Source organism: Hypericibacter adhaerens (assembly GCF_008728835.1).
Taxonomy (GTDB): Bacteria; Pseudomonadota; Alphaproteobacteria; order Dongiales; family Dongiaceae; genus Hypericibacter; species Hypericibacter adhaerens.
Map to the genome: position 1 here is coordinate 3,436,567 of NZ_CP042582.1, position 26,254 is coordinate 3,462,820.

The 26,254-nt window shown below is 67.8% G+C and carries 22 protein-coding genes; 17 read left to right on the top strand and 5 right to left on the bottom strand.

Features of this window, described 5'->3' with window-relative positions:
* Nucleotides 1-3: 3 nt before the first annotated feature.
* From FRZ61_RS15145 to FRZ61_RS15205, 13 genes are all read left to right on the top strand, one after another.
* Complete coding sequence (locus tag FRZ61_RS15145; protein ID WP_151118528.1) at nt 4-1,320, top strand: dihydroorotase; 1,317 nt, start codon at nt 4-6, stop codon at nt 1,318-1,320.
* Nucleotides 1,321-1,336: 16 nt separating this feature from the next.
* Complete coding sequence (gene plsY, locus FRZ61_RS15150; protein ID WP_151118529.1) at nt 1,337-1,966, top strand: glycerol-3-phosphate 1-O-acyltransferase PlsY; 630 nt, start codon at nt 1,337-1,339, stop codon at nt 1,964-1,966.
* A gap of 14 nt (nt 1,967-1,980) precedes the next feature.
* Nucleotides 1,981-2,694 (top strand): GIY-YIG nuclease family protein, encoded by a 714-nt coding sequence (locus FRZ61_RS15155; protein WP_151118530.1) that lies wholly within the window; start codon nt 1,981-1,983, stop codon nt 2,692-2,694.
* A 299-nt stretch (nt 2,695-2,993) separates the two neighbouring features.
* The gene (dprA, locus tag FRZ61_RS15160; RefSeq protein WP_151118531.1) at nt 2,994-4,343 is read left to right on the top strand and encodes a DNA-processing protein DprA; all 1,350 of its coding nucleotides are present in this window, start codon (nt 2,994-2,996) and stop codon (nt 4,341-4,343) included.
* 102 nt (nt 4,344-4,445) lie between these two features.
* Nucleotides 4,446-7,295: a type I DNA topoisomerase gene (gene topA, locus FRZ61_RS15165; protein ID WP_151118532.1), complete on the top strand. Its 2,850-nt coding sequence runs from the start codon at nt 4,446-4,448 to the stop codon at nt 7,293-7,295.
* Between the two features lie 195 nt (nt 7,296-7,490).
* Nucleotides 7,491-7,787 (top strand): cupin domain-containing protein, encoded by a 297-nt coding sequence (locus FRZ61_RS15170; RefSeq protein WP_151118533.1) that lies wholly within the window; start codon nt 7,491-7,493, stop codon nt 7,785-7,787.
* A gap of 61 nt (nt 7,788-7,848) precedes the next feature.
* Nucleotides 7,849-10,176 carry a ribonuclease R gene (rnr, locus tag FRZ61_RS15175; protein ID WP_151118534.1) on the top strand — a complete coding sequence of 776 codons (2,328 nt, stop codon included), beginning with the start codon at nt 7,849-7,851 and terminating at the stop codon, nt 10,174-10,176.
* Between the two features lie 106 nt (nt 10,177-10,282).
* On the top strand, nt 10,283-11,602 hold the full coding sequence (locus FRZ61_RS15180) for a dicarboxylate/amino acid:cation symporter (RefSeq protein ID WP_151118535.1): 1,320 nt from the start codon (nt 10,283-10,285) through the stop codon (nt 11,600-11,602).
* A gap of 348 nt (nt 11,603-11,950) precedes the next feature.
* On the top strand, nt 11,951-13,552 hold the full coding sequence (locus FRZ61_RS15185; protein ID WP_191909035.1) for a S41 family peptidase: 1,602 nt from the start codon (nt 11,951-11,953) through the stop codon (nt 13,550-13,552).
* A gap of 8 nt (nt 13,553-13,560) precedes the next feature.
* A complete protein-coding gene (locus tag FRZ61_RS15190; RefSeq protein ID WP_151118537.1) occupies nt 13,561-14,325 on the top strand; it encodes an NUDIX hydrolase in 765 nt (254 codons plus the stop codon).
* A 108-nt stretch (nt 14,326-14,433) separates the two neighbouring features.
* A complete protein-coding gene (gene rpmG / locus FRZ61_RS15195; RefSeq protein WP_151118538.1) occupies nt 14,434-14,601 on the top strand; it encodes a 50S ribosomal protein L33 in 168 nt (55 codons plus the stop codon).
* Between the two features lie 104 nt (nt 14,602-14,705).
* Nucleotides 14,706-15,179, top strand: coding sequence for a type II toxin-antitoxin system RelE/ParE family toxin (locus FRZ61_RS15200; RefSeq protein ID WP_225308820.1), 474 nt, complete (start codon nt 14,706-14,708; stop codon nt 15,177-15,179).
* Nucleotides 15,146-15,496 (top strand): helix-turn-helix domain-containing protein, encoded by a 351-nt coding sequence (locus tag FRZ61_RS15205; protein WP_151118539.1) that lies wholly within the window; start codon nt 15,146-15,148, stop codon nt 15,494-15,496. The genes FRZ61_RS15200 and FRZ61_RS15205 overlap by 34 nt, the downstream gene beginning before the upstream one ends.
* Nucleotides 15,497-15,517: 21 nt before the next feature.
* On the opposite strand, the gene recQ is transcribed toward FRZ61_RS15205, so the two are convergent.
* The 4 genes from recQ to FRZ61_RS15225 all read right to left on the bottom strand — a co-directional run bounded on the left by recQ (nt 15,518) and on the right by FRZ61_RS15225 (nt 20,956).
* Nucleotides 15,518-17,365 carry a DNA helicase RecQ gene (gene recQ / locus FRZ61_RS15210; protein WP_151118540.1) on the bottom strand — a complete coding sequence of 616 codons (1,848 nt, stop codon included), beginning with the start codon at nt 17,363-17,365 and terminating at the stop codon, nt 15,518-15,520.
* A gap of 164 nt (nt 17,366-17,529) precedes the next feature.
* On the bottom strand, nt 17,530-18,954 hold the full coding sequence (locus tag FRZ61_RS15215) for an amidase (RefSeq protein WP_151118541.1): 1,425 nt from the start codon (nt 18,952-18,954) through the stop codon (nt 17,530-17,532).
* A 161-nt stretch (nt 18,955-19,115) separates the two neighbouring features.
* The gene (locus tag FRZ61_RS15220; RefSeq protein WP_151118542.1) at nt 19,116-20,522 is read right to left on the bottom strand and encodes a PleD family two-component system response regulator; all 1,407 of its coding nucleotides are present in this window, start codon (nt 20,520-20,522) and stop codon (nt 19,116-19,118) included.
* A gap of 14 nt (nt 20,523-20,536) precedes the next feature.
* Nucleotides 20,537-20,956 (bottom strand): response regulator, encoded by a 420-nt coding sequence (locus FRZ61_RS15225; RefSeq protein ID WP_151118543.1) that lies wholly within the window; start codon nt 20,954-20,956, stop codon nt 20,537-20,539.
* A 291-nt stretch (nt 20,957-21,247) separates the two neighbouring features.
* Between FRZ61_RS15225 and FRZ61_RS15230 the strand changes: the two genes are divergently transcribed.
* From FRZ61_RS15230 to FRZ61_RS15240, 3 genes are all read left to right on the top strand, one after another.
* Nucleotides 21,248-22,216, top strand: coding sequence for an ROK family protein (locus tag FRZ61_RS15230; protein ID WP_225308821.1), 969 nt, complete (start codon nt 21,248-21,250; stop codon nt 22,214-22,216).
* Between the two features lie 262 nt (nt 22,217-22,478).
* Nucleotides 22,479-23,792 carry a DNA polymerase IV gene (locus FRZ61_RS15235; protein ID WP_225308822.1) on the top strand — a complete coding sequence of 438 codons (1,314 nt, stop codon included), beginning with the start codon at nt 22,479-22,481 and terminating at the stop codon, nt 23,790-23,792.
* A gap of 103 nt (nt 23,793-23,895) precedes the next feature.
* Nucleotides 23,896-24,228 (top strand): endonuclease domain-containing protein, encoded by a 333-nt coding sequence (locus FRZ61_RS15240; RefSeq protein WP_151118545.1) that lies wholly within the window; start codon nt 23,896-23,898, stop codon nt 24,226-24,228.
* An 81-nt stretch (nt 24,229-24,309) separates the two neighbouring features.
* Here FRZ61_RS15240 and FRZ61_RS15245 read toward each other — a convergent pair whose 3' ends face one another.
* Complete coding sequence (locus FRZ61_RS15245) at nt 24,310-25,035, bottom strand: EipB family protein (RefSeq protein ID WP_191909037.1); 726 nt, start codon at nt 25,033-25,035, stop codon at nt 24,310-24,312.
* A 221-nt stretch (nt 25,036-25,256) separates the two neighbouring features.
* Here FRZ61_RS15245 and FRZ61_RS15250 point away from each other — a divergent pair, with 221 nt between their 5' ends.
* Nucleotides 25,257-26,222: a 2-hydroxyacid dehydrogenase gene (locus FRZ61_RS15250; protein WP_151118547.1), complete on the top strand. Its 966-nt coding sequence runs from the start codon at nt 25,257-25,259 to the stop codon at nt 26,220-26,222.
* The last annotated feature ends 32 nt before the right edge of the window (nt 26,223-26,254 follow it).

A 26,254-nucleotide genomic window follows, 5' to 3' on the forward strand; every position in this document is an offset into this window, starting at 1 on the left:
GCCATGACCCGCGGCACAAGGCAACCGCCCCGCCCGACCGCCTTCCTCAATGCGCGGCTGATCGATCCGACCTCGGGCTATGACGGCCCGGGCGGCCTCCTGGTGATCGATGGCGAGATCGCCGATCTGGGCCCCGATCTCGGCCGCTCCGGCCTGCCGGCCGACGCTATCGAGATCAATTGCAACGGCCATTGCCTGGTGCCGGGCCTGGTCGATATGCGCGTCCAGCTGCGCGAGCCCGGCGAGGAGCATAAGGAGACGATCGCGACCGCGAGCGAGGCGGCCGCGGCGGGCGGCATCACCAGCATGGTGACGCTGCCCAACAGCGACCCTGTCATCGACCAGGTCGCCGGCGTCGAGTTCATCGCCCGGCGCGCGCGGGAGACCAAGGGCACCAAGGTCTATTGCTACGGCGCCGTCACGCGCGGGCTCGAGGGCCAGCATATCGTCGAGCTGGGGCTGCTGGCCGAGAATGGGGCGCTCGGCTTCACCGACGGCACCAAGGCGGTCGCCAGCGCGCGCGTGCTGCGGCGCGCGATGAGCTATGCCAGCACCTTCGATCTCCTGATCCTGCAGCATCCCGAGGAGCCGGATCTGGCCTCGGGCGGCGTCATGAATGGCGGCGAGCTCGCCACGCGGCTGGGATTGCCGGGCATCCCGCGCGACGCCGAGGTGATGATGATCGAGCGCGATCTCCATCTCGTGGCCATGACCGGCGCGCGCTACCACGTCGCCCATGTCTCGACGGCCGATTCCGTGGCCGCGATCCGCGCCGCCAAGGCGCGCGGCCTGAAGGTCACCTGCGATACCGCCCCGCCCTATTTCATCCTGACCGAGGCCGAGGTCGGCGATTACCGCACCTTCGCCAAGCTCTCGCCCCCCTTGCGCGGCGAAAGCGACCGCGCCGCCATCGCCCAAGCCGTCGCCGACGGCACGATCGATGCCATCGCCAGCGATCACGCACCGCACGACCAGGAATCGAAGCGCGTGCCCTTCGCTCATGCCGAGTTCGGCATCGTCGGGCTGGAGACGCTGCTGCCCCTGTCGCTGGAGCTGGTGCATCAGGGCCGGCTGCCGATGATCGAGCTGATCCGCCGGCTCTCGACCCGGCCGGCCGACATCCTGCGTCTGCCGCAGGGCCGCCTCGCCAAGGGCGCCCCCGCCGACCTCCTGCTGTTCGATCCCGAGGCGAAAGCCGTTATCGAGGTCGACCGCTTCCGCAGCAAATCGAAGAACTCGCCCTTTGACGGCCGCCCCGTGAAGGGCCATGTGCTGCGCACCCTGGTGGATGGCCGCACCGTCTACGAAGCGTACGCCTGATGAAAGCCTGGGCCTGATGGCCGATCCCGCGGCCGGCTTCGACTTGACCTGGCTGCATCTGGCCGGGCTGGTGCTGGGCTATCTCCTGGGCTCGATCCCGTTCGGCCTGCTGCTCACGGGCGCGGCGGGCCTGGGCGACATCCGCAAGATCGGCTCCGGCAATATCGGCGCCACCAACGTCTTGCGCACCGGCAACAAGCCGCTGGCGCTGGCGACCCTGCTGCTCGATGGCGGCAAGGGCGCGGCCGCGGTGCTGGTCGCGCGCTACGCCTTCCCCGAAGCCGGGCCGTTGCTGCCGCTCATCGCCGGCGGCGGCGCCATGCTGGGCCATCTCTACCCGGTCTGGCTCGGCTTCAAGGGCGGCAAGGGTGTCGCCACCAGCCTCGGCACGCTCCTGGCGCTCGACTGGCGCGTCGGCGCGCTCGCCTGCGCGACCTGGCTCCTGATCGCCCTCCTCTTTCGCTATTCCTCGCTCTCGGCCCTCCTGGCCTTGGCTCTGGCGCCGGTCTTCGCCTGGTTCCTCGCGGGTCCTGCGCTCGCGATCTTCGCGATCATCGTCGCGGCCCTCGTCTGGTGGCGCCACCGCGAGAACATTCGCCGCCTCCTCAAGGGCGAGGAGCCGAAGATCGGGCAGAAGAAGGGCTGACGCGAGGAGCCGGCATGTTACGCGACCAAATTCTAAACGAGATACGCAGACTCGCAGTGGCGAACGGCGGTCAGCCACCAGGGTGGAATACTTTTTCTAAAGCCACGGGCATTCGCATCCACGAGTGGCGTGGCGTGTACTGGTCGAAATGGAGCGATGCCACGCGCGAAGCTGGATTTGAGCCGAATAGCCGTGTCACCGCGTACTCCAACGACTATTTTCTGAGGAAACTCGCAGAAGCTGCCCGACATTTTGCTGCCATTCCTAATACGATTCAGATGGCGATGTACCGTCGCACTGACCCATCATTCCCCGCCCGGCAGACGTTCAACGCAAACTTTGCGTCGAGAGCAGAAATGCTCTCCCAATTTCGCAAGTGGGTAGGTCTGCATTCGGAGTTTGCAGACGTTGCAGCGCTATTCCCTCTCGAAGTGGAGAAGGACGCCAAAGAAAAAGCCGTCCGAGCAAAAGATGGCTATGTGTATCTCATTCAATGGGGAGACGTTTACAAGATCGGGCGAGGGCAAGATCTGGAGAGGCGCGTGAAACAAGTTCGCACCGGCTTACCCGAGAGCGGCAGACTCATTCATGCAATCCGTACGGACGATCCTCCAGGCATTGAGCTGTATTGGCATCGTCGCTTTGCAGACAAGCGGACGGAAAACGGAGAATGGTTCCGGCTCTCAAAGGTTGACATCGCCGCGATGAAGCGGCGCAAGTCTCAATGAATACATAGCGCCCATGGCAGTCCATAAAAGGACGGATACGAGCACGAGGCAGGTAACTTCCGTCTGAATTGTTGCGAGCCTGGCCTGAACGCTCCCATCCGACGAATCAACGTAGAAAGTAGCGATTACATCGACCAAGCGACCGGCCGCGCCACACCCGCTCTTCCGCAAGGGTAGAGTTTTGTTCTGTCCGATTTCTCCATACGCTCGAAACGACAATGACCTAAGAGCAGGCGATGCGACAACAATCTTGGGTTGTATATCTTGACGTTAAATCCCTCGTTGTCTAATCTCCCGTCATGTCTCTCGCCCACGCCACGCCTCTCACCGATCCCGAGCGGGCCGACCGGCTGCGGCTGGCGCGGACCTTCAGTGTCGGGCCGGTCACCTTCCGGCGGCTGATCGACCGCTTCCACAGCGCGGCCGAGGCCTTGCGGGCCCTGCCCGATCTGGCGCGGCAGGCGGGCGCCGAAAGGCTGAACCCGCCCTCGCGCGCCGAGGCCGAAGACGAGATCGCGGCGCTCGCCCGCGCGGGCGGACGGTTTCTGGCGCTGGGCGAGCCCCTCTATCCCGAGCCGCTGGCCGCGGTCGAGGATGCGCCGCCGCTGCTGGCCTTGCGCGGCGACCCGGCCCTGTTGTCGCGGGCCGCGGTCGGCGTGGTGGGATCGCGCAACGCCTCCGCCGGCGGGCGACGGCTCGCGGAGGAGCTATCGCGGGAGCTGGGCGCCGCGGGGCTCGTGGTGGTGTCGGGGCTCGCGCGCGGTATCGACGCCGCAGCCCATCGGGGCGCGCTCGCCAGCGGCACGGTCGCGGTCTTCGCCGGCGGGCTCGACCAGGTCTATCCGCCCGAGCATGCGGATCTCGCCCAGGCGATCCTCGATCAGGGCGGTGCGCTCGTTTCTGAGATGCCGCTCGGCGCCGAGCCGCAGGCGCGGCATTTCCCGCGCCGCAACCGGCTGGTCTCCGGCCTGTCGCGGGGCGTGCTGGTGATCGAGGCCGCCCTCAAATCGGGGTCGCTGACCACCGCCCGTTTCGCGCTCGAGCAGGGGCGCGAGGTGATGGCGGTCCCGGGCTCACCGCTCGACCCGCGCTGCCGCGGCACCAACCAGCTGCTGCGCGAGGGCGCCGGGCTGGTCGAGACGGCGGCGGACGCCCTGCTCCATCTGGGGCTCGATCCCGAGCTCGCCCTGCGCCCACACTCTATATCTGCATCCATGGCAGGACCGGGCGATGCGGCGGGCGACTCCGGCAGGCCTTCCCCGGCATCCGATATAGTCTCGATTCGGGACCAAATTCGTCCCGGAGAGACCCTTCCGAGCCCGTCGCCGGCCGCCCGGAGCACCCCGGGCGATGCGCCGCAGGTTCCTGCCCTCGCCAGCCCACCGCCCCGGCAAGGCCTCGTTAAGGAAAATCAAGCCAGTCTCGGCACTTCAGACGGCCGGCGGCCGGCTGGAGACGAGGCGGCGACAGGCTCGGAATCGGCCCGCAAGCTCGCGGAATTGCTGGGTTCTGCGCCGGTATCGGTTGACGAACTGGTCCGCCGATGCCAAATGTCACCCCCCGTCGTGCGGGCGGCGCTGCTCGATCTTGAGCTCGCCGGCCGGCTGGAGCGCCATCCGGGCGACCGCGTTTCGCTCCTGCCGACCTAGTCCCGCCACCCTCGCCGACGTGCCGTCCGGTCACGGGCGAAGCGTCAGATGACCGGGTTTGCAGGCGGGATCTACGGAGCCGGAGCGGAATTGACGGAGCCGATGAACAGCATCGTCGTCGTGGAATCGCCTGCCAAGGCGAAGACCATCAATAAGTATCTTGGCAAGGGCTATCACGTGCTGGCCAGCTTCGGCCATGTGCGCGACCTGCCGCCGAAGGACGGCTCCGTGCGCCCGGACGAGGACTTCGCCATGAGCTGGCAGGTCGAAGGCCGCGGCGAGCAACGGCTCAAGGAGATCGCGAGCGCCGTCAAGGGTGCCGACCGGCTGATCCTGGCGACCGACCCCGACCGCGAGGGCGAGGCCATCTCCTGGCACCTGACGGAGGAGCTCAAGCGGCGCAAGGCGCTGGAAGGCGTCGAGGTCGAGCGCGTGGTCTTCAACGAGGTGACCAAGGCGGCCGTGCTCGACGCCATGCGCCATCCGCGCAAGCTCGATAAGGAGCTGGTCGAGGCCTATCTCGCGCGCCGCGCCCTCGACTATCTCGTGGGCTTCACCCTCTCGCCCGTGCTCTGGCGCAAGCTGCCCGGCAGCCGCTCGGCGGGGCGCGTACAGTCGGTGGCGCTGCGGCTGATCTGCGAGCGCGAGGCCGAGATCGAGGCCTTCAAGCCCCAGGAATACTGGACCGTCGAGGGCAGGTTCCGCACCGAGGCCGGGCAGGTCTTTCCGGCCCGCCTGATCGAGCTCGACGGCAAGAAACTCGAGAAGTTCGATCTGCCCAACGAGGCGGCCGCGCAGCGCGCGGTCGCCATCGTGAAAGGTGGCGAGCCCTTCGCCGTGCGCTCGGTCGAGCGCAAGACGGTGCGGCGCAACCCCTTCCCGCCTTTCACCACCTCGACCCTGCAGCAGGAAGCCTCGCGCAAGCTGGGCTTGGGCGCGAGCCGCACCATGCGCATCGCCCAGCGGCTCTACGAGGGCGTCGATCTCGGCGGCGAGACGGTCGGCCTCATCACCTATATGCGCACCGACGGCGTGCAGCTCTCGCAGGAGGCGATCGCGGCGGCGCGCAAGCTGGTCCAGGCCGAGCACGGCAAGGAATACGTGCCGGACGAACCGCGCCAGTACAAATCGACCGCCAAGAACGCGCAGGAGGCCCACGAGGCCATCCGCCCCAGCGACATCAGCCGCAAGCCCGGCGACGTGGCGCGCTACCTCGAGGCCGACGAGGCGAAGCTCTATGAGCTGATCTGGAAGCGCACGGTCGCGAGCCAGATGGCGAGCGCGATCCTCGACCAGGTGAGCGTCGATATCGCGTCGAAGGACGGCAAGGCCGTGCTGCGCGCGACCGGTTCGGTCGTCACCTTCGACGGCTTCCTCGCCCTCTATCAGGAGGACCGCGACGATCCGGCCGACGATGACGAGAATGGCGGCCGCCTGCCCGCGCTCAAGGAGCGCGAAGGCGTGGCCCTCAACGAGGTCACGCCCGAGCAGCATTTCACCCAGCCGCCGCCGCGCTATTCCGAGGCGAGCCTGGTGAAGCGGCTCGAGGAGCTCGGCATCGGCCGGCCCTCGACCTATGCCTCGATCATCCAGGTCCTGCAGGACCGCAATTATGTGAAGCTCGAGAAGAAGCGCTTCATCCCCGAGGATCGCGGCCGCGTGGTCACGGCCTTCCTCGAGAATTTCTTCGACCGCTATGTCGAATACAATTTCACCGCCGATCTCGAGAACCAGCTCGACGACATCTCGGGCGGCCGGATCGACTGGAAGACGGTGCTGCGCGATTTCTGGCGCGACTTCTCCGCGGCCGTCGCCGGCACCAAGGATCTCTCGATCAGCCAGGTGATCGACGAGCTCGACCAGGAGCTGGGGCCGCATTTCTTCCCCGAGCGCGCCGACGGCAGCGATCCGCGGCTCTGCCCCGGCTGCCAGTCGGGCAGGCTCTCGCTCAAGCTCGGCAAGTTCGGCGCCTTCATCGGCTGCTCGAACTATCCGGACTGCCGCTATACGCGCCGGCTCGGCGTCAGCAACGGCGAGGGCGACGGCTCCGATGTCGATATGGGCCCGAAGCTCCTGGGCGAGGATCCGGCGACCAAGCTGCCGGTCTCGCTGCGCAAGGGACCCTACGGCACCTATATCCAGCTGGGCGAAGCCGTACCCGCGGCACCCAAGCCGAAGAAGAAAAAGAAGAAAGCCAAGGGCGAGAAGGACGAGACCAAGCCCAACGGGGCGGCGGAAGCCCAAGCCGCGCCAGCAGCCCCCGAGCCGCCCAAGCCCAAGCGCGTCTCGCTGCCGCGCGGGGTCGCGCCCAACGATGTGACGCTCGACCAGGCCCTCGCGCTGCTGTCGCTGCCGCGCCTGCTGGGCAACCATCCGGAAGACCAGCTGCCCGTGGTCGCCGGCATCGGCCGCTTCGGGCCCTATATCAAGCATGGCGACCGCTTCAAGTCGCTGGGCAAGGACGACGACGTCCTGACCATCGGCATGAACCGCGCCGTGGCGCTGCTGGCCGAGCCCTCGACCGGCCGCGGCGGGCGCGGCGGCCCGCCCGGCAAGAAGCTCGGCGAGCATCCGGCCGACAGCCAGCCCGTGACGCTCCATGCCGGCCGCTACGGCCATTACGTGAAGCATGGCAAGATCAACGCGACCTTGCCCAAGGGCGTCGAGCCCGAAAGCTTCACCCTCGAGCAGGCGATCCCGCTGCTCGAGGCCCGCGCCCAGGCCAAGGGCGTGAAACGCGGCGGCAAGGCCCCGAAGAAGAAGGCGAGCGCGAAGCCGGCGCCCGCCAACGACGACGCGCCCGAGGGCGAGCCCAAGCCCGCCAAGGTCAAGGCCGCGGCCTCCGCGAAGGCGAAACCGCCCGCCAAGGTCAAAGCCAAGACGAAGGCCAAGAGCAAGGCGAAAGCCAAAGGCAAGACCGAGTCTGCGGCGCCGGAGACGGACGGGGAATAGGCGTCCGTTTGTTGTCCCCTCTCCCGCGTGCGGGAGAGGGTCAGGGAGAGGGCTGCACCGACCGAGCAGCCCCCTCCCTTGCCCTCCCCCGTTCCGGGGGAGGGGATCACACGTCACCTCTCGCGCCCTCCTCCTTCGCATCGCCTCTGCTATGCTGGCCCTCTCGATGTTCCAGCATGAAGGACCAGACCCATCATGGCCGAAGCTCCCAAGGCGCAGCCGACCCTGCAGGTCGACAATGATCGCGTGCGGGTGATCCAGTGGCGCTTCGCGCCGGGCGCCGAGACCACCTGGCATCGCCACGAGTACGACTATGTCGTGGTGCCGCTTACCACGGGCAAGCTCAAGCTGTGGGACGGCAAGGAGGAGCGCTTCGCGGAGCTCCAGGCGGGCGGCTCCTATTTCCGCCCGCTCGGCGTCGAGCATAACGTGATCAACGCCAACGCCTACGAGTTCGCCTTCGTCGAAATCGAGTTCAAGACCAAACCCTGATCCTCCATCCCGACCACGACCTCGGCGCGCGCGCCCAGCGCCCGGGGCGGAGCCTCTAGCCATGGCCCGCGGCAAGGCGCCGGCGCTGCCGACGCGCGAGCAGGTTCTCGAGTTCATCCGCAACAGCCCGACCCCGGTCGGCAAGCGCGAGATCGCGCGCGCCTTCCAGATCAAGGGCGCCGACAAGATCCCGCTGAAGGCGATGCTGAAGGAGCTCGCCGAGAGCGGCGAGATCGACCGCGGCCGCAAGCGGCGCATGGCGGCCCCCGGCACGCTGCCCGAGGTCGCGGTGCTGGCGATCGAGGGACCCGACCCCGACGGCGACCTGCTGGCGCGGCCGGTGAGCTGGACCAGTGAGGAGGCGCCGCCGCGCATCGAGGTGGCGCCGGAGCGCCGCGGCGCGCCGGCGCTGGCGGCCGGCGACCGCATCCTGGCCCGGCTCTCGCGCACGGGCGCCGACAGCTACAGCGCGCGCATCATCCGCCAGCTCGTCGGCCAGCCCTCGCGCATCATCGGCATCTTCGAGAAGCATCCCGAAGGCGGCGGCCGGCTCCGGCCGACCGACCGGCGCGTCAAGGCCGAATACCGCATCATGCCGCCCCACACCAACGGGGCCGAGCCCGGCGAGCTGGTGGCGCTCGAGGTGCTGCATACCCACCGCACCGGCAGGCTCCAGGGCCGCGTGGCGGAACGGCTCGGGCGCTTCGGCGAGCCGCGCACCATCAGCCTCATCGCCATCGCCGAGCAGGAGATCCCGACCCGCTTCACCGAGGAAGCGCTGTCCGAGGCGCGTCACGCCGGCCCCGTCACGCTGGGCCAGCGCACCGATTTCCGCGACCTGCCGCTCGTCACCATCGACGGCGAGGATGCGCGCGATTTCGACGACGCGGTCTGGGCGACGGAGGATGACGATCCGAAGAATCCGGGCGGCTGGCAGGTGGTGGTCGCCATCGCCGACGTGGCGCACTATGTCCGGCCCGGCTCGGCCCTCGACCGCGCGGCGCGCGAGCGGGGCAACTCGGTCTATTTCCCCGACCGCGTCGTGCCGATGCTGCCCGAGGAGCTCTCCAACGGCTGGTGCTCGCTCAAGCCCGCCGAGGATCGCGGCTGCCTCGCGGTGCGCATGGTCTTCAGCGCGCAGGGCGAGAAGCTCTCGCACCGCTTCTATCGCGGGCTGATGCGCTCGGCGGCACGGCTGACCTATACCCGCGTCCAGGCCGCGATCGACGGCAGGCCCGACGAGCTGACGGCCCCCCTGCTCGATCCCGTGATCAGGCCGCTCTATGGCGCGTTCAAGGCGCTGCTCTCGGAACGCGAGCGGCGCGGCACGCTCGAGCTCGACATTCCCGAGCGCCGCGTGGTGCTGGACGAGCAGGGCCGCATCCTCAAGATCGCACCGCGCGAGCGTCTGGACAGTCATAAACTGATCGAAGAATTCATGATCGCGGCCAATGTCGCCGCGGCCGAGACGCTCGAGCTGCGCAATCGACCGGTGATGTATCGCGTTCATGACCAGCCCGACGCCGCCAAGGTCGATGCGCTGCGCGAAAGCCTCGGCGGCCTCGGCCTCAAGCTCGCCAAGGGGCAGGTGCTGCGGCCGAAGATGTTCACCGACCTGCTGGTGAAGGTGCAGGGCTCGACCTATGCAGCCATGGTGCATGACCTGGTGCTGCGCACCCAGGCCCAGGCACAATACAGCCCGCATAATCTCGGCCATTTCGGCCTGGCGCTCTCGCGCTACGCCCATTTCACCTCGCCGATCCGCCGCTATGCCGACCTCCTGGTGCATCGCGCGCTGATCGACGCGCATCATTTCGGCGAGGACGGCCTGCCCAAGGATGCCGAGGCGAATTTCGAGAGCCTCGGCCAGCATATCTCCTCGACCGAGCGGCGGGCCGCCGCCGCCGAGCGCGACGCGATGGACCGCTACGCGGCGGCCTTCCTCGCCGACCGCGAGGGCCAGCTCTTCAAGGGCCGCATCAACGGCGTCACCCGCTTCGGCCTGTTCGTCACGCTCGAGGACAGCGGCGCCAGCGGCCTGGTGCCGATGGGCAGCCTGCCCGACGACTGGTACGACCATGACGAGCGGGCCCATGCGCTGATCGGCAGGCGCTGGGGCCGCGAATACCGGCTGGGCGAGCCGGTCCATCTGCGCCTCGTCGAGGCCGACCCCGCGACCGGCGGCCTGTTGCTCCATATCATCGAGGGCGAGGAGGCCGCCGCGGAGCCGGCGCCGCCGCCGCGCGGCGAGGGCCGGAGGGCCGGCGGCTTCGCTCCGCCCTCCCGCAAGCCCGGCGTCGCCAGGCACAAGGCGGCGAAGCGCAGCGCCGGCAAAGGCCCTCGTCACAAAGGGGGCAAAGGGCCGAAGCGCGGGAAGAAGAAGCGGTAGCGGGACGCCCCGCCCCACGAAGGCAGGGGAGACGAAAGTGGGACTTTCCCTCGGCGCGGATCAGGCTTAGTTCAAAGAGAGCCCTCTTTTCCCCGGTGCCCTCTCGATGACCGCGATTCCCCAGGACGCGCCCCCCACGCACCGCCCGTGGTACTCGATCCTCTACGTCCAGGTGCTCATCGCCATCGCGGTGGGTGCGACGCTCGGCTGGGCCTTCCCCGCGGTGGGCACGGCGATGAAGCCCTTGGGCGACGCCTTCATCGCCCTCATCCGCATGATGATCGCGCCGGTGATCTTCTGCACCGTGGTGCATGGCATCGGCTCGATGAGCGACATGAAGAAGGTCGGCCGGATCGGGATCAAGACCCTGGTCTATTTCGAGCTGGTCTCGACCCTGGCGCTCGCGATCGGGCTCGTGGTCGCCAACCTGGTCAAGCCCGGCAGCGGCTTCAACATCGATCCGGCGACGCTGGACCCGAAGCTCGTCTCCAGCTACGTCACCCGCGCGCATGAGGACAGCGTCGTCGGCCATCTCCTCGCCATCATCCCCAACAGCTTCTTCGACGCCTTCGCCAAGGGCGACCTGCTCCAGGTCCTGCTGGTCGCGATCCTCACCGGTTTCGCGATCCCGCGCCTGGGGGCGCTGGGCGAGCGCATCGCGGCCGTCATCGACGGCGCGGGCAAGCTGTTCTTCCGCATCATCGGCATGATCGTGCGGGTGGCGCCGATCGGCGCCTTCGGCGCCATGGCCTTCACGGTGGGCGCCTATGGCGTGGGGGCGCTCTGGAACCTGGTCGAGCTGATCCTGACCTTCTACGCGACCAGCATCCTGTTCGTGCTGCTGGTGCTGGGCACGATCGCGCATTTCGCCGGCTTCTCGATCCTGCGCTTCATCGCCTATATCAAGGACGAGCTCCTGATCGTGCTCGGCACCAGCTCCTCGGAGACGGTGCTGCCGCACATGATCCAGAAGATGGAGCGGCTCGGCGCGTCCAAGGCCGTGGTCGGCCTCGTGATCCCGACCGGCTACAGCTTCAATCTCGACGGCACCAACATCTACATGACGCTGGCGACGCTGTTCCTGGCCCAGGCCACCAACACGCCGCTGACACTGGGCCAGGAGCTCGGCATCCTCGCCATCGCCATGCTGACCTCGAAGGGCGCCTCGGGCGTCACGGGCGCCGGTTTCGTCACGCTCGCGGCCACGCTCGCCATCGTCCCCGACATCCCGATCCAGGCGCTGGCGATCCTGGTCGGCATCGACAAGTTCATGAGCGAATGCCGCGCCCTCACCAACCTGGTCGGCAACTGCGTCGCCACCGTGGTGATCAGCCGGCTGGAGCATGAGCTCGACGAGGACGAGCTGCACCAAGCCATGGCGCATCCCGTCGCCACCGGCGAGGCGCTGGAGCGGGAAGCGGTCTGAGGGCCCTTAAATGATCCCCTTCCCCTTGATGGGGGAGGATCAGGGTGTCCTCGATGTCCCCGAACACCTGTCCTCGATGCCCCCGGTCTGTACACCCTCACAAGGGGGAAGGACAGGAAGAGTGGCCTCGGGGTCGCAAGTGACGGGGGTCGGCGCAGGTGCGGCACCCTGTCTCGGCCGCCCTACCATCATGAATTCACGACAAAAATAACGCCCCTCACCCCGGGATGTGTCGCCTTTTCGGCTTTTTTTGCTAATCTGCCAGCCAATCCGGCAGGATAGCCGGACGACCGGTTGAGATGGCCCCGGGTCCTGGCGCCCGCTTCGAGACGAATGAGGACACCCCTTATGGGTGGCAAAGTGATCGATCCCGCGCCGCGGCTTCTGCCGCTGGCCGCGCTGTTGGTTGTGCTGACCCTGACCGGCTGCGGCAGCGCGGGCGAGGCGGGCGAGAGCGCCGCCGACCGCGACGAGACGCGCGACATGTTCGTGACCGGCCTCAACGACATCGATTCCGTCTATATCGACCGGATGAATCTGGGCGATGTCGCGGTCGAGGGGCTGAAGCGCCTCGACGCCTTCGATCCCGGCGTCACGCTCCGGCGCAACAGCACCGAGGTCGAGCTCGATATCGACGGCCGCCCGCCGGTGCGGTTCGATGCGCCCTCGGCCTATGACGCGACCGACTGGGGCGAGCTCGCGGCGCGCTATGTCGAGACCGCGAAGCTCGCCTCGCCCAAGCTGGCCCTGACCCCGCCCGAGCAGATCTACGAGACCGTGTTCGACGGCATGGTCTCGAAGCTCGACGGCTTCTCGCGCTATTCGAGCGCCGCGGATGCCGACGAGAACCGCGCCTCGCGCGAAGGCTTCGGCGGCATCGGCGTGCGCGTCGCCGTCGCCGACGGCAAGGTGCGCATCATCTCGGTGATGAACTACACCCCGGCGCAGCGTGCGGGGCTCCAGCCCGACGACATCATCCTCGCCATCGACGGCCAGGACGTGGCGGGCATGGACCAGCGCCAGGTGGTGGACAAGCTGCGCGGGCCGGTCGACAGCCGGGTCGAGCTCAAGCTCCTGCGCGCCGCCGCGACCCAGCCGAGCACGCTGCTGCTGTCGCGCGCCCATGTGGTGCCGGAGACGGTGGTCTATCATCCCGAGGGCAGCGTCGCCTATTTCCACATCTACGGCTTCAACTCGGATACCTCCGAGAGCCTGGAGCGCGAGATCGCCCATGCCAAGTCGGAGATCGGCGCCGGCGCCATCACCGGCTATGTGCTCGACCTGCGCAGCAACCCGGGCGGCCTGCTCGACGAGGCGGTCGCCGTCGCCGACATCTTCATGGAGAAGGGCCGCATCGTCTCGACCCATGGCCGCCATCCCGACAGCCACCAGTATTTCGAGGCGACCGCCGGCGACCTGGCCGACGGCAAGCCGATCGTGGTGCTGGTGAACGGCAACTCGGCCTCGGCCTCGGAGATCGTGGCGGCGGCGCTGCAGGACAGCGGGCGCGCCGTGGTGGTCGGCAGCAACTCCTACGGCAAGGGCACGGTTCAGACGGTGCTGCGGCTGCCCAACAGCGGCGAGCTGACCCTCACCTGGGCGCGGTTCCACGCGCCTTCGGGCTACACCCTCAACAAGCTGGGCGTGCTGCCCTCGATCTGCACCAGCGGCCACAGCCCCGCGGAGCTGATGGCCGAACTCGAGCATAACCAGCTTCGGGCCGTGCCCGTGGCCGAGCGCAATGCGCTGAAGCCGAACGACACGGGCGAGATGGACAAGCTGCGCAAGACCTGCCCGCAGGTGAAGTCGGAGCCGGCGGGCGATGTCGAGATGGCGCTGGACCTGATCCGCAAGCCGATGCTCTATAACCGCGCGGTGGCGCTCGGCGAATCGCCCTCGCCCGCCGATGCGACCGAGGCGGCGGCCGTGAGCCAGAGCCAGCAGCCCTGAGCGGGGCGTTGGAAAAGCGGACGGACGACGCGTTGCAGAAACCAGCCAGCGAAACGGCCGAGAACCCGGCCCCTGCGACAGTGCCCCTGGTGCGGCCGGTCGATGCGGCGGGCCTCGTGCTGCTGCGCCAAGGTGCCCGAGGCGGCCCCGAGGTGCTGATGGGCCGCCGGCACGGCAAGGCCAAGTTCCTGCCCGACATCTATGTTTTTCCCGGCGGCCGGGTCGATCCGCAAGACCGGCTGCCGTCGGGCTTCGCCGAGCATCTGGCGCCGGGCGTCGAGACGGCACTGCGGCGTGCGGCGCCGCGCAAGCGCCCCGCGTCCTACCTGCGCGCCGCCCTCCGCGAGACCTTCGAGGAGACGGGGCTGCTGCTGGGGGCGCCCGGCCCCAAGCCCGCGCATGAGCCCGCCGCCGAGATCTGGCGCCAGTTCGCGGCCCGCGGCCTGGCGCCGCGCTTCGAGGGATTCGACTATATCTGCCGGGCGATCACGCCCCGGGGCTCGCACCGGCGCTACAACACCCGCTTCTTCCTGGGCGACGGGGCCACGGCGGAAGGCTCGATCGCCGGCGACGGGGAACTCGAGGACCTGGCCTGGCGGCCGGTCGAGGCCATGGCCGGCCTGAACCTGGTCGACGTGACCGAATATGTGCTGGCGGAGGCCCTGCGGCGCTGGCGGCGGGGCCACCGGCCGGGCCTGGAATCCCCCACTTTATTCCGTTATATCAAAGATATAGCGAAACCCCGCCAGGCCGGCACCGCAGGCGCTGGCTAGGGCCTTTCGCCGCCCCCGCCAAGGCCTTCGGAAACTTGACTTAAACCCGGAAAGCCTTATCTTCCGGCCCCTGTTTTCAAAGCCCTAGTTCCCATCAGGAGCGGCCCCATGGCCAAGAGCGCCACCATCCTCGTCAAGCTGGTCAGCACGGCCGACACCGGCTTCTACTACGTGACCAAGAAGAACCCGCGCACCAAGACCGACAAGCTCGAGTTCAAGAAATACGATCCCGTGGCGCGCAAGCATGTCGCGTTCAAGGAACATAAGATCAAGTAAGAACGCACCGCATGCGTTCCGGCGCCGGGCGAGCCCGGCGCTGTGAGGGATTTCCGAGGGCCGCGTCACCGCAAGGGACGCGGCCTTCGGCTTTTGAGCAATAGGTGGACGAACTCATTCAAGCCGAGCTCAGCTTGAAATTATGCCAAAACAGGCATATACTGCTGGCTAGAAACATGAAAAAAGAAGCCGCCCGCGAAACTCGACCGAAACCGGTGCGCTGGGTCGGCAGCAGCAAGGTTGATGCCAGCGCCTTTCCCGCACCCGTCCGAGTGAAAATTGGCGGTGCATTGTGGGAAGCGCAGATCGGCAGCAAGGCTCCCTACGCGAAGCCGCTCAAAGGTTTCGGCGGTGCCAACGTCATCGAGATCGTGGAAGACTTTGACGGCGATACCTACCGCGCTGTTTACACCGTCCGATTTACAGATGTCGTCTACGTGCTGCATGCCTTTCAGAAGAAGGCCAAACGAGGAATTGCAACACCCAAGGCCGACCTTGACCTGATCGAGAAGAGATTGAGGCGGGCCAGAGAGGATTATGAGCAATGGTCAAGAGACGGAAAACCGGTATCCCGGTAACGGCAAGTAGCGGCAATGTCTTTGCCGATCTGGGGCTTGCCGAACCGGAAGAGGAACTCACAAAAGCGCAGCTTGCGGGCCACATCAGACGGATCGTGAAGCAGCGCCAACTGACCCAGACCGCCGCGGCAGCGCTCATGGACATCGATCAGCCGAAGGTCTCGGCTCTGCTCAATGGTCGTCTTGAGAACTTCTCCAGCCAGCGGCTCATGCGCCTGCTGACGGCACTCGGGCAGGATGTGGAGATTACCGTGAAGGCCGCGTCACGAAACCGGGCCCAAGGGCGGATCAAGGTTGTCGGGGAGATTCGCGCCTGACCTTGGACAACGCCGTAAAGACTAAGACGCCGTTCGGCGGCTACTGATTTCTTGCAGGAACAGCTTCCCGAACTCGCGCCGCTTGGCCTCGCCGACGCCGAAGACCCCCGCGAATTCGGTCTCGTCGCGCGGGCGCTTGGCCGCCATGTCGGCAAGGCTGCGGTCGGAGAAGATCACATAGGCCGGCACATGGCGGGCCTTGGCGAGCGTCAGCCGCAGGGCCTTGAGCCGCTGCAGCAGCTCGGCACCGGCGGCGTCGAGATCCTCCGAGCCCTTGGTCGCCCTCGAGGCCGCGCGCTCCTTCCGAGAGGCCTTGCCCAGCCGGTCCGGACGGTAGCGGAAGCTGCCCCCGCCCTTGAGCAGGGCCAGACCCGGCGGCGTGGCGCGCAAGCCGCCATAGCCCTGGATGTCGATATCGAGCAGGCCGGCCGCCACCATCTGGCGGATGATGCCCTGCCATTCGTTCTGGCCGCGCTCGGCGCCCGCGCCGAAGCCCGGCAGCGCCTCGTGACCGAAGCTCGCGGTCTTCTCGTTCTTCGCCCCGCGCAGGAGATTCACGATATGGGCGGCGCCGAACTTCTGGCCGGTGCGGCGGACCATCTCGAGCACGAGCCCCGCCTCGGCCGTGCCCTCGCGCGTCTCCACGGGATCGAGGCAGACATCGCAATTGCCGCAAGGGCCGCTCTCGTCGCCGAAATAGCGCAGCAGCATGCGCCGGCGGCATTCGGGCGCCTCGCAATAGGCGATCAGGGCGTCGAGCCGCTTATGCTCGCGCCGCTTGCGCTCGGGCGCGCTCTCCTCCTGCTCGATGAAGAGCCGGCGCATGCGGATGTCGTCGAGGCCGTAGAGCATCATGGTGTCGGCCGGCTCGCCGTCGCGGCCCGCGCGGCCGATCTCCTGGTAATAGGCCTCGGGGCTCGCCGGCAGGTCGGTATGGAGCACATAGCGGATGTCGGGCTTGTCAATGCCCATGCCGAAGGCGATGGTCGCCACCATGACGATGCCGGGCTCGGTCATGAAGCGGTCCTGGATCTGCTCCTTGACGGCGCTCTCCATGCCGGCATGGAAGGCCAGCGCCTTGTGGCCCGCCTCCTGCAGCAGCGCCGCCACCTCCTCGGTCTTCTTGCGCGAGAGGCAATAGACGATGCCGCTCTGCCCCGCCCGCGCCTTCACGAACTCGAGCACCTGCTTCTTCCAGCCGTCCTTGAGCGTGACGGCGAGCGACAGGTTCGGGCGGTCGAAGCCGGTGACCACGGAGACGACCTGCCCGGCGAAAACCTTGGCCGCGATGTCGGCCCGCGTCGCCGGGTCTGCGGTGGCGGTGAGCCCGACGATCGGCACGCCCGGAAACCGCTCGCGCAAGGAGGAGAGCGCCTCATATTCGGGTCGGAAGGCGGGGCCCCATTGCGAGATGCAATGGGCCTCGTCGATGGCGACGAGCTTGAGGTCGAGCTTCGCCAGGGCGCTCAGCATGGCCTCGGTCATGAGCCGCTCGGGCGAGAGATAGAGCAGCCGGACCTCGCCCGCCTGGACCCGCCGCCAGACGGCGATGTTGTCGTCGCGGCTCTGGTCGGAGTTGATGCTGGCAGCGGCGATGCCGTTGAGCCGCAGCGCCGCCACCTGGTCGCGCATGAGCGCCAGCAGCGGCGAAACCACCACCGTGAGCCCGCCCAGCACCAGGGCCGGCAGCTGGTAGCAGAGCGACTTGCCGGCCCCCGTCGGCATCACCGCCAGCACATGGCGCCCGCCCAGCAGCGCCTCGATCGCCTGCGCCTGGCCCGGACGCAGCGCCGTGAAGCCGAACACCTCGGTCAGGTGCGAGGCCAGCGCGGCACGGTGGACCGGTGACAGGGTCGGGGCGGCAATCATAGGGGCGTTCAGATCCTCGAGCGACTCCGCCTGTCTAGCCCACCGACTCGCGGGGCTCCAAGGTCGCCCGGCTGGCGTGGCCTCGTCACTATTTTTGGTTGTATTTCTATGGCGGCATACTCCAACCTAACGCCACCTTCCCGTCAAGACCGCAGCGGCCGGGGCTAGAGTGCCGGCCGTCGCCCGCGCCAGGGCGCCGCCTGCTCGAAGGCGGCGGCGAAGCGGAAGACGTTGGCGTCGTCGTAAGAGCGGCCGACGATCTGGATGCCGGTCGGCACGCCGTGGCTGCCGATGCCGGACGGGACGGTGATCACGGGCAGCTGGCCCAGCAGATTGAAGGGGCTGGTCATGAACCAGCCGCAATAGGGATCGGCCGGCTTCCCCGCGATCTTGAAGTTCGGGTCGGTCTCCGAATGGGTGACCGGCATCGAGGGCACCGCCAGGGTCGGGCAGACCAGCACGTCGTACTTTTCGAGGAAGGGGACGATGCCCTGATACATGGCGCCGCGATGGAGCGTGGTCTCGTAGACCTCGACGCCGCTGCGCTTCAGGCCGCGCTCGACGATGCCGACCACGAAGGGATCGATGCGGTCGCGCCATTGCGGCATCATGTCCTTCATGAGCGCGGCATAGAGCGCCTCCCAATAGATCTTCCAGCAATCGAGATTGGCGGTGGTCCAGGGGACCTTCACCTCCTCCACCGTGCAGCCGAGCCCGCGGAAGACCTCGAGCGCCGCCTTGGTGTTGCGGGCGACGCTCTCCTCGACGCCGTAATAGCCGAGATCCGGCGAATAGGCGACGCGGCAGCCGGCGATCGACGGATATTTCTCCGGCAGCACGACCTTCTCGCGCAGCGAGAGAAGATCGTCGGTGTGGGGCCCGCTCACCACGTTCTGCATCAGCGCCGCGTCGGCGACGGTGCGGGTGATGGGGCCGGTGGTGATGAGCGGCTCGAGCGGCAGGCTCCGGTCGTTGGGATTGCGCCCCGCCGGCGCCTTGTAGCCGACGAGCCCGCAGGCCGAGGCCGGGATGCGGATCGAGCCGCCGCCGTCGGAGCCGTCCGAGATCACGGTCATGCCGGCCGCGACCGCCGCGGCCGAGCCGCCCGAGGAGCCGCCCGGCGTGAAATCGAGGTTCCAGGGATTGCGCGAGATGCCGTAGCGCGGGCTGCGGGTGATGCCGGAGAAGCCCATCTCCGGCGCCGTGGTGCGCATATGGACGAGGGCGCCCGCCGCGATCAGCCGCCCGATCGTGGGCGAGGTATGGTCGCTGCGATAGGCCTCGTAGCTCCAGGAGCCCATCGAGACCGGTTCGCCCGCGATATGCGACATGTCCTTGGAGGCGAGCGGCAGGCCTTCGAGCGCGCGAGGGCCCTCGCCCTTCCCCATATAGCGGCGCTCCGCTTCCTTGGCGCCCGCGAGCGCCTGCTCGTAATAAGGCAGCGTGATGGCGTTGAGTTTCGGATTGACCGCCTCGGCGCGCGCGATCATGGCCCGCATCAGCTCGACCGGCGACAGCTTGCGCGCCTTGAAGGCGGCCAGCGCCTCCGTGCCGGAGATGTAGAGAAGATCGGAATCCGATGCCGACATAGCCTGCCCTTGTCTGCTGATGATGTCTCGGGGAACGTCGCAGCAGCGATAGTGGCGCGCGTGCCGATGGGCCGGCAAGGCGACAATTGTCGGATGACAATGAGAGGGGGTTTGCGCCAGAAAGCCTTGCCGAGGCCCAGAACGGAAACCGGTTCGGCCTCCTACTCGCCCGCGACGGCCTTCTTCGGCGGTTCCTGGCTTGGCGCCGGCAGGGCGTCGACACGGTTGCGGCCGGACTGCTTGGCCCGGTACATCGCCTGGTCGGCGCGCTTGAGGCCGGCTTCCATCGGCTCGTCGATGTCGGCGAGCGTCACGCCGAGGCTGATGGTGACGGGGATGGCGTCCTGGCCGGGAATCTGGATCGGCTTCTCGGCGACGGATTTCCGCAGGCGGTCGCCGACCGAGAGGGCGGCCTCGTAGCCGACCTCGGGCATGGCCACGAAGAACTCCTCGCCGCCCAGCCGCACCACCATGTCGAAGCTGCGCAGATTGGCGGTCAGCCGCCGCGCCACCTCCTTGAGCACCTCGTCGCCCGCGGCATGGCCGTGGCGGTCGTTGACCTGCTTGAAATGGTCGATGTCGCCGACGAGGAGCGAGAGCGGCTTGCCCGACGCGTTGGTGCGGCGCATCAGCTCGGCCAGATGCTGCTCCATGTAGCGGCGGTTGTTGAGGCCGGTGAGGCTGTCGATGAGGGCCAGCGACAGGCCCTTCTCGTAATGGCGGCGCAGCAGGTCGTAATAGCGCGAGCGGCGCACCTGAGTGCGGGTGCGGGCCTGGAGCTCGCTGCCGTCGATGGGCTCGACCAGGTAATCCGTGGCGCCGATATCGAGCGCCTTGGCCAGCTCGGGCGCGTCGATCGAGCCGACGATCACCAGGATCGGCAGCTGGCGCGTGCCTTCATAGGCGCGCAGCTGCGAGCAGATGCGCAGGCCCTCCGAGGCCCCGATGGCGAAATCGACGATCACGAGATCGAAGGCCTCGCTGCGCGCCCGCTGGACCGCGTCGGGCCCCGCCGGCAGCAGCAGCGTGTCGTTCTTGTCTTGCGCCAGGGTTTGCGTCACCCGGTCGGCGGTGTCGCCCGGCTTGGCGATCAGCAGCACGCGGGCGCGGCCGTGATCGACCTCGTCGCTGGCCGGCGCGCCGTCCATGGCGAAGCGGTTCCAGACCGCCTCGCGCACGCGCCACTCGTCCATCATCAGCTTGAGGCGCAGGAGCGAACGCACCCGCGCGAAGAGGGCGAGGTCGTTGACCGGCTTGGTGAGGAAATCGTCGGCGCCGGCCTCGATGCCGCGCACGCGGTCCGAGACGTCGGAAAGCGCCGTGACCATCACCACCGGCAGATGGGCCGAGCGCGGATCGGCGCGGATGCGCCGGCAGACCTCGAACCCGTCCATCTCGGGCATCATCACGTCGAGCAGGACGATGTCCGGCGGCGATTGCTCGATCTTGGCCAGCGCGTCGGGGCCGTTCTCGGCGAGCGTGACGTCGAAATATTCGGCCGAGAGCTTGGCCTCCAGCAGCCGCCGGTTGGCGGCCACATCGTCGACGACAAGGACTCGTCCCGACATCGATTAAATCCGATCTACCGCAAGAACCGCTCGACGGTGCTGAGGAACTGCGCGACGGAGATGGGCTTGGCGATATAGGCCTCGCAACCGCCCTGGAGGATCTTCTCCTCGTCGCCCTTCATGGCGAAGGCCGTCACCGCGATCACCGGGATCGCCCGGAGATCGTCGTCCTCCTTGATCCATTTCGTGACCTCCAGCCCCGACACCTCGGGCAGCTGGATGTCCATCAGGATCAGGTCCGGACGGTGCTGACGCGCGAGCTTCAGCGCTTCCATGCCGTCGCGGGTTTGCAGGATGTTGTAGCCGTGCGCTTCCATGAGATCATGGAAGAGCTTCATGTTGAGCTCGTTGTCCTCGACGATGAGCACGGTCTTGCCGTCGCCGCTGCGGCGCGAGCCATCCGTCGTCGGAAATTCACGTATCGTGTCGTTCATGCCGCCCCCGGACGCCCACGGAGTCAGTACTCAAACCGAGGCCCATCCCTGACGTGGACCCCGCGACCGACGTTCCCATGAAGGCTAGGACATCTATTAACGCATAACCCCGGCATCGTTAATATTTTGTTGATCGGCGATGCTTTCAACCGCGACGAAGTCTCCGAAAAACCGTGGAAATTCCGGCTCAGGCCAAGGATGCAGACCCATTTTGGCCACATGTCCGGGGAAACCGGCCCGCCCGGGCCCCCGGAATCGGCCCCGTCACGGCCGTACGCAGCGAGGCATGAGGTGAAAGGCGCAGCGCCGCCGGCCGGACGGGCCCGTATCGGGGTCGATCTGGGCGGCACCAAGATCGAGGCTATCCTCCTCGGCGCCAAAGGCGAGGTGCTGACGCGCCGGCGTGTGGCCAGCCCGCGCGGCGAATACGAAGCGACGCTCGCGGCCGTGGGGCGGCTGGTGAACGAGCTCGAGACCTCGTTGCCGGGAGAGACGACCGGCGATCCCGCGCGGGCGAGCGTCGGCGTGGGGATTCCGGGCGCGATCTCGCCCGCGACCGGCCTGGTCAAGAACGCGAACTCGACCTGGCTCATCGGCAAGCCGCTCGACCGCGATCTGGAGCGGCTGCTGGCGCGGCCGGTGCGGGTGGCGAACGATGCGAACTGCTTCGCCGTATCGGAAGCGGTCGACGGCGCCGGGGCCGGCGCCCATCTGGTGTTCGGCGTAATCCTCGGCACCGGCGTCGGCGGCGGCATCGCGATCCACGGCAGGCCGCTCCTCGGTGCGAATGCGATCGCCGGCGAATGGGGCCACAATCCCCTGCCCTGGCCGATGGCGGGCGAGCTCGAGGGGCGTCCCTGCTATTGCGGACGCGAGGGCTGCATCGAGACCTTCCTCTCCGGCCCCGCACTGGAAGCGGAGTATCGCGGCAAGGCCGGCCGGCCTCTCGCCGCCGCCGCGATCGCGCAAGCGGCGGCCGGCGGCGAGGCCATCGCCCAGGCGGTGATGGCACGCTACGAGGAGCGGCTGGCGCGCGGCCTCGCCCATGTCGTCAACCTGCTCGATCCCGAGGTGATCGTGCTGGGTGGCGGCCTCTCCAATATCGGGCGTCTCTACGAGACCGTGCCGCGGCTCTGGGGCCGCTTCGTCTTCTCCGATCGCGTCGACACCCGGCTGCGGCCGCCGGTTCACGGCGATTCCTCGGGCGTGCGCGGCGCCGCCTGGCTCTGGCCGCCGGAGCCGGATGAAGGCGCGCCGTGAAATCGTGTCGCCACACAAGGAATAACGTCACGCCCCCTCCCCTTGCGGGAGGGGGTAGGGGGAGGGGTGCGGCGCACGCTCTTCAACGGGAAGAACCCATCCTTCGCAGTCTTGTCGGAGAACTGGAGCGAGCAGGAACTGAAGGAAATGTCTGCAACAAGCGTGGTCCTTCGCCAACAGCACGCCTGCGTCCTCCCTCCCCCTACCCCCTCCCGCCCCGCGCGCTGTGCGCGCTTTCTTTGGGTTCGCCGGCGAAGCCGGCATGGGAGGGGGCTGGAAATATCTCGCCATGACGGCGCCCGACCGCCTCTGCCGCGACTGCCTCGGCGACCCGGGGCCGGCGGGCCATCGCTGCGCGATCTGCGGCTCACCGCGGCTGCTGCGCCATGCGGAGCTGGCCCGGCTCGCCATCGCCCATATCGATTGCGACGCCTTCTATGCGGCGATCGAGAAGCGCGACAATCCCGCCTTGCGCGACGAACCGGTCATCGTCGGCGGCGGCAAGCGCGGCGTGGTCTCGACCTGCTGCTATGTGGCGCGGCTCTATGGCGTGCGCTCGGCCATGCCGATGTTCAAGGCGCTCGAGCTCTGCCCCAAGGCCGTGGTGATCCATCCCGACATGGCGAAATACGCCGCCGTCGGCCACGAGGTGCGCGAGCTCATGCTCGAGACCACGCCCCTGGTCGAGCCGCTCTCGATCGACGAGGCCTTCCTCGATCTCTCCGGCACCGAGGCGCTGCATCATGGAAGCCCGGCCAAGACGCTGGCACGGCTCGCGGCCCGGATCGAGCAGCATCTCTCGATCACGGTCTCGATCGGGCTCAGCTACAACAAGTTCCTCGCCAAGGTCGCCTCCGACCTCGACAAGCCGCGCGGCTTCGCGATCATCGGCCGCGCCGAGGCGCCCTCGTTCCTGGCCGGCAAGCCGGTCGGCCTCATCTGGGGCGTGGGCAAGGCGCTCCAGCAGCAATTGGCGAAGGACGGCATCACCCATATCGGCCAGTTGCAGACCCGCGAGGAGAACGACCTGCTGCTGCGCTATGGCAGCATCGGCCGGCGGCTGGCGCGGTTCGCGCGCGGGATCGATGACCGCGAGGTCGACCCGGACGGGCCCGCCAAGAGCATCTCGGCCGAGACCACCTTCAACGAGGACATTGCCGATTTCGCACGGCTCGACCGGATCCTCTGGCCGCTCTGCGAGAAGGTCTCCTACCGGCTCAAGCGCGCGGAGCTCGCCGGCGGCACGGTCACGCTCAAGCTGAAGACCGACGGGTTCCAGATCCTCACGCGCAACCGCAAGCTCGCCGATCCGACCCAGCTCGCCGAGGCGATCTACCGCGCGGCCAAGCCCCTGCTGCAGCGCGAGGCGAACGGGCGCTATTTCCGCCTCATCGGCGTCGGCACCGGCGACCTGGTGGACGAAGCCGTGGCCGACCCGCCCGACCTCGCCGACCCCGACGCCCAGCGGCGCAAGGCCGTCGAGCAGACCATCGACAAGCTGCGCGACAAGCTCGGCCGCGGCGCGATCCGCAAGGGCCGCGGCTGGGTGCCGCCGAAGGATGGGGGGAAGGAGTGAGCTCCGAGTTACCCTCGCCCCGCACTTGCGGGGAGAGGGAGGGACCCGCAAAGCGGGAGGGTGAGGGGCTTGCAGCGTCGCGCAGTCATATCATAACGGTGTAATGGATAGAAGTTTCTCCAAAAAGTTGCGCCAAAACCCGACCGAAGCCGAGGACAGACTTTGGCAGGCCTTGCGGTCACGCCGGTTCGAGAACACGAAGTTCCGACGGCAAGTCCCGATTGGGCCTTATGTCGTCGATTTCGTTTGCCCGGCGGCGAAGCTCGTCATCGAAATCGACGGAAGCCAGCACGCCGATAATGTCGAGTACGATACGCGCCGCTCGGAATTTCTCGCCGGCAAGGGCTATCGCGTCATCCGGTTCTGGAATAACGACGTTCTCCAAAGCCTCGATGGCGTCTATCAAGCCATCGAGATCGCGTTTCGCGGCGACTGACCCCTCACCCTCCCGCTGCGCGGGTCCCTCCCTCTCCCCGCAAGAGCGGGGCGAGGGTAACGAAATGGGGATGTGGAATTTTCAGCAGCTCGGCTTGGGCAGGGTCTCGATCTTGGAGAGAGTGCCGAGGATCGAGAACTCGCCGTAATCGAGCACGAGGCGGTCGACCACGCCGTTGGCATAGAGGCGCAGGCTCTGCTCATGCTCGGGCTCGGCCGTCTCGCCCTTGGGGGCGTAGAAGGCGAGCGACACGTTCCAGCCGGGCACGCCCTTGAGCTCGCGGCGCTGGTCGGCCTCCTTGCGCGCGGCCTCGGGCAGAGGCGTGATCGCGGCGCTAACGGCGAAGAGCCCGTCCTGGTCCGAGCCGTCGAACACCTCCGCCCAGAGCATGGGCGTGCCCTTCATCGCCTGCTCGATCAGCACCAGGCTGTGCTGGGTGGGGAACAGGCTGCCGGCGGGCAGCGCCGTGTCATGGGCCTGCGGCTTGTTGTAATGCGCCTTGCCGCCGCTCTTGGAGAGGTCGGCATCGCCCCGGTACTCCGCGGTCACTTCCCCATTGGTCAGCTCGCGCGAGACGAAGCGGTAGTGGGTCCCGTCCTTCGATTCCCAGGAGGTCAGGCTCCAGCCCACCCGGGCGGCATCGCCGCTGGTATAGAGGAAGTCCATCTGCGAGCGCTGGGTGACGCTCCAGCCGTCGCAGGAATCCTGCCACTCGAAGGCCATTTCCCCTTCGACATCCGCGATATCACCGCCGCTCTTGAGGATTTGCATGTGGTAAAGCGCGCGGTGCGGCAGCGGGTCGACCATGGCGGCCCGAACCGCCCCGGAACCGAACGCCGCACCCAGGCAAATGAAGGCCGCCCCGAGCCAAAGGGACCGGGCGAGGCCATGCCAAAGAGGGCGGGAAACGAGCGCTGACATCCGTTGACCCGACGATTATGTCATGCTCCAAGCTAAAACGATAGCGCTCTGAAAACTCGACATTTCCTCCCCTTCATCTTCCTCCCTGCCCGCACCGGAGCATCGCCATGCCGCCAAAGCCCACCGTGCTCGTGACCCGCAAGCTGCCGGACGCCGTCGAGGCGCGCCTGGCACGCGACTACGACGCGCGTTTAAACGCGAGCGACAAGCTCCTGAGCGCGGAGGAGATCGTGGCCGGCGCCCAGAGCGCCGACGCGCTCCTGCCCTGCCCGACCTGCAAGGTTACGGCCGACATGATCCGCCGCTTCCCGAGCCGGCTGAAGGCGATCGCGACCTTCTCGGTCGGCTACGAGCATATCGACGTCAAGGCCGCCAAGGAGCGCGGCATCGCGGTGGGCAACACACCCGACGTGCTGACCGATGCCACGGCCGATATCGCGCTCCTGCTCATGCTGGGCGCCGCGCGCGGCGCCTCCGAGGGCGAACGCGCCGTGCGCGAGGCGACCTGGGGCGCCTGGGCGCCCACGGGCATGCTGGGCGTCCATATGACCGGCAAGCGCCTCGGCATCTACGGCATGGGCCGCATCGGCCAGGCCGTCGCCAAGCGCGCCCGGGCCTTCGACATGAAGATCCATTACCACAACCGCTCGCGGCTTCCGCGCGACCTGGAACAGGGCGCCGTGTTCCATGAGCGCGCCGAGGACATGCTGCCGCATTGCGATTTCCTGTCGCTCAACGCGCCGGCCACGCCCGAGACCACGGGCTTCCTCAACGCCCAGCGCATCAAGCTGCTGCCGGACGGCGCCATCGTGGTGAACACGGCCAGAGGACCGCTCGTCGACGACGAGGCGCTGATCGCGGCGCTCAAATCGGGCAAGCTCTTCGCCGCCGGCCTCGACGTCTATACCGGCGAGCCCGCGATCAATCCCGCCTACCGTACGGTGCGCAACGCGTTCCTGCTGCCGCATCTGGGCAGCGCCACGACCGAGACCCGCATCGCGATGGGCATGAAGGCCGTCGACAATCTCGACGCCTTCTTCGCCGGCAAGCCGATGCCGGCGAAGGTGGTGTGATTCGGGAATTCTGATCTCCTCCCCCGTTCCGG

Excerpts from the sequence above, each read along its gene's own strand:
- FRZ61_RS15240 (WP_151118545.1), top strand. The coding sequence starts at position 23,896 with ATGGATAGAAGTTTCTCCAAAAAGTTGCGCCAAAACCCGACCGAAGCC.
- rnr (WP_151118534.1), top strand. The coding sequence starts at position 7,849 with ATGGCCCGCGGCAAGGCGCCGGCGCTGCCGACGCGCGAGCAGGTTCTC.
- FRZ61_RS15145 (WP_151118528.1), top strand. The coding sequence starts at position 4 with ATGACCCGCGGCACAAGGCAACCGCCCCGCCCGACCGCCTTCCTCAAT.
- FRZ61_RS15220 (WP_151118542.1), bottom strand. The coding sequence starts at position 20,522 with ATGTCGGGACGAGTCCTTGTCGTCGACGATGTGGCCGCCAACCGGCGG.
- FRZ61_RS15215 (WP_151118541.1), bottom strand. The coding sequence starts at position 18,954 with ATGTCGGCATCGGATTCCGATCTTCTCTACATCTCCGGCACGGAGGCG.
- FRZ61_RS15235 (WP_225308822.1), top strand. The coding sequence starts at position 22,479 with ATGGGAGGGGGCTGGAAATATCTCGCCATGACGGCGCCCGACCGCCTC.
- FRZ61_RS15205 (WP_151118539.1), top strand. The coding sequence starts at position 15,146 with ATGGTCAAGAGACGGAAAACCGGTATCCCGGTAACGGCAAGTAGCGGC.
- rpmG (WP_151118538.1), top strand. The coding sequence starts at position 14,434 with ATGGCCAAGAGCGCCACCATCCTCGTCAAGCTGGTCAGCACGGCCGAC.
- FRZ61_RS15180 (WP_151118535.1), top strand. The coding sequence starts at position 10,283 with ATGACCGCGATTCCCCAGGACGCGCCCCCCACGCACCGCCCGTGGTAC.
- FRZ61_RS15245 (WP_191909037.1), bottom strand. The coding sequence starts at position 25,035 with ATGGTCGACCCGCTGCCGCACCGCGCGCTTTACCACATGCAAATCCTC.
- topA (WP_151118532.1), top strand. The coding sequence starts at position 4,446 with ATGAACAGCATCGTCGTCGTGGAATCGCCTGCCAAGGCGAAGACCATC.
- dprA (WP_151118531.1), top strand. The coding sequence starts at position 2,994 with ATGTCTCTCGCCCACGCCACGCCTCTCACCGATCCCGAGCGGGCCGAC.
- FRZ61_RS15225 (WP_151118543.1), bottom strand. The coding sequence starts at position 20,956 with ATGAACGACACGATACGTGAATTTCCGACGACGGATGGCTCGCGCCGC.
- FRZ61_RS15170 (WP_151118533.1), top strand. The coding sequence starts at position 7,491 with ATGGCCGAAGCTCCCAAGGCGCAGCCGACCCTGCAGGTCGACAATGAT.
- plsY (WP_151118529.1), top strand. The coding sequence starts at position 1,337 with ATGGCCGATCCCGCGGCCGGCTTCGACTTGACCTGGCTGCATCTGGCC.
- FRZ61_RS15185 (WP_191909035.1), top strand. The coding sequence starts at position 11,951 with ATGGGTGGCAAAGTGATCGATCCCGCGCCGCGGCTTCTGCCGCTGGCC.
- FRZ61_RS15155 (WP_151118530.1), top strand. The coding sequence starts at position 1,981 with ATGTTACGCGACCAAATTCTAAACGAGATACGCAGACTCGCAGTGGCG.
- recQ (WP_151118540.1), bottom strand. The coding sequence starts at position 17,365 with ATGATTGCCGCCCCGACCCTGTCACCGGTCCACCGTGCCGCGCTGGCC.
- FRZ61_RS15250 (WP_151118547.1), top strand. The coding sequence starts at position 25,257 with ATGCCGCCAAAGCCCACCGTGCTCGTGACCCGCAAGCTGCCGGACGCC.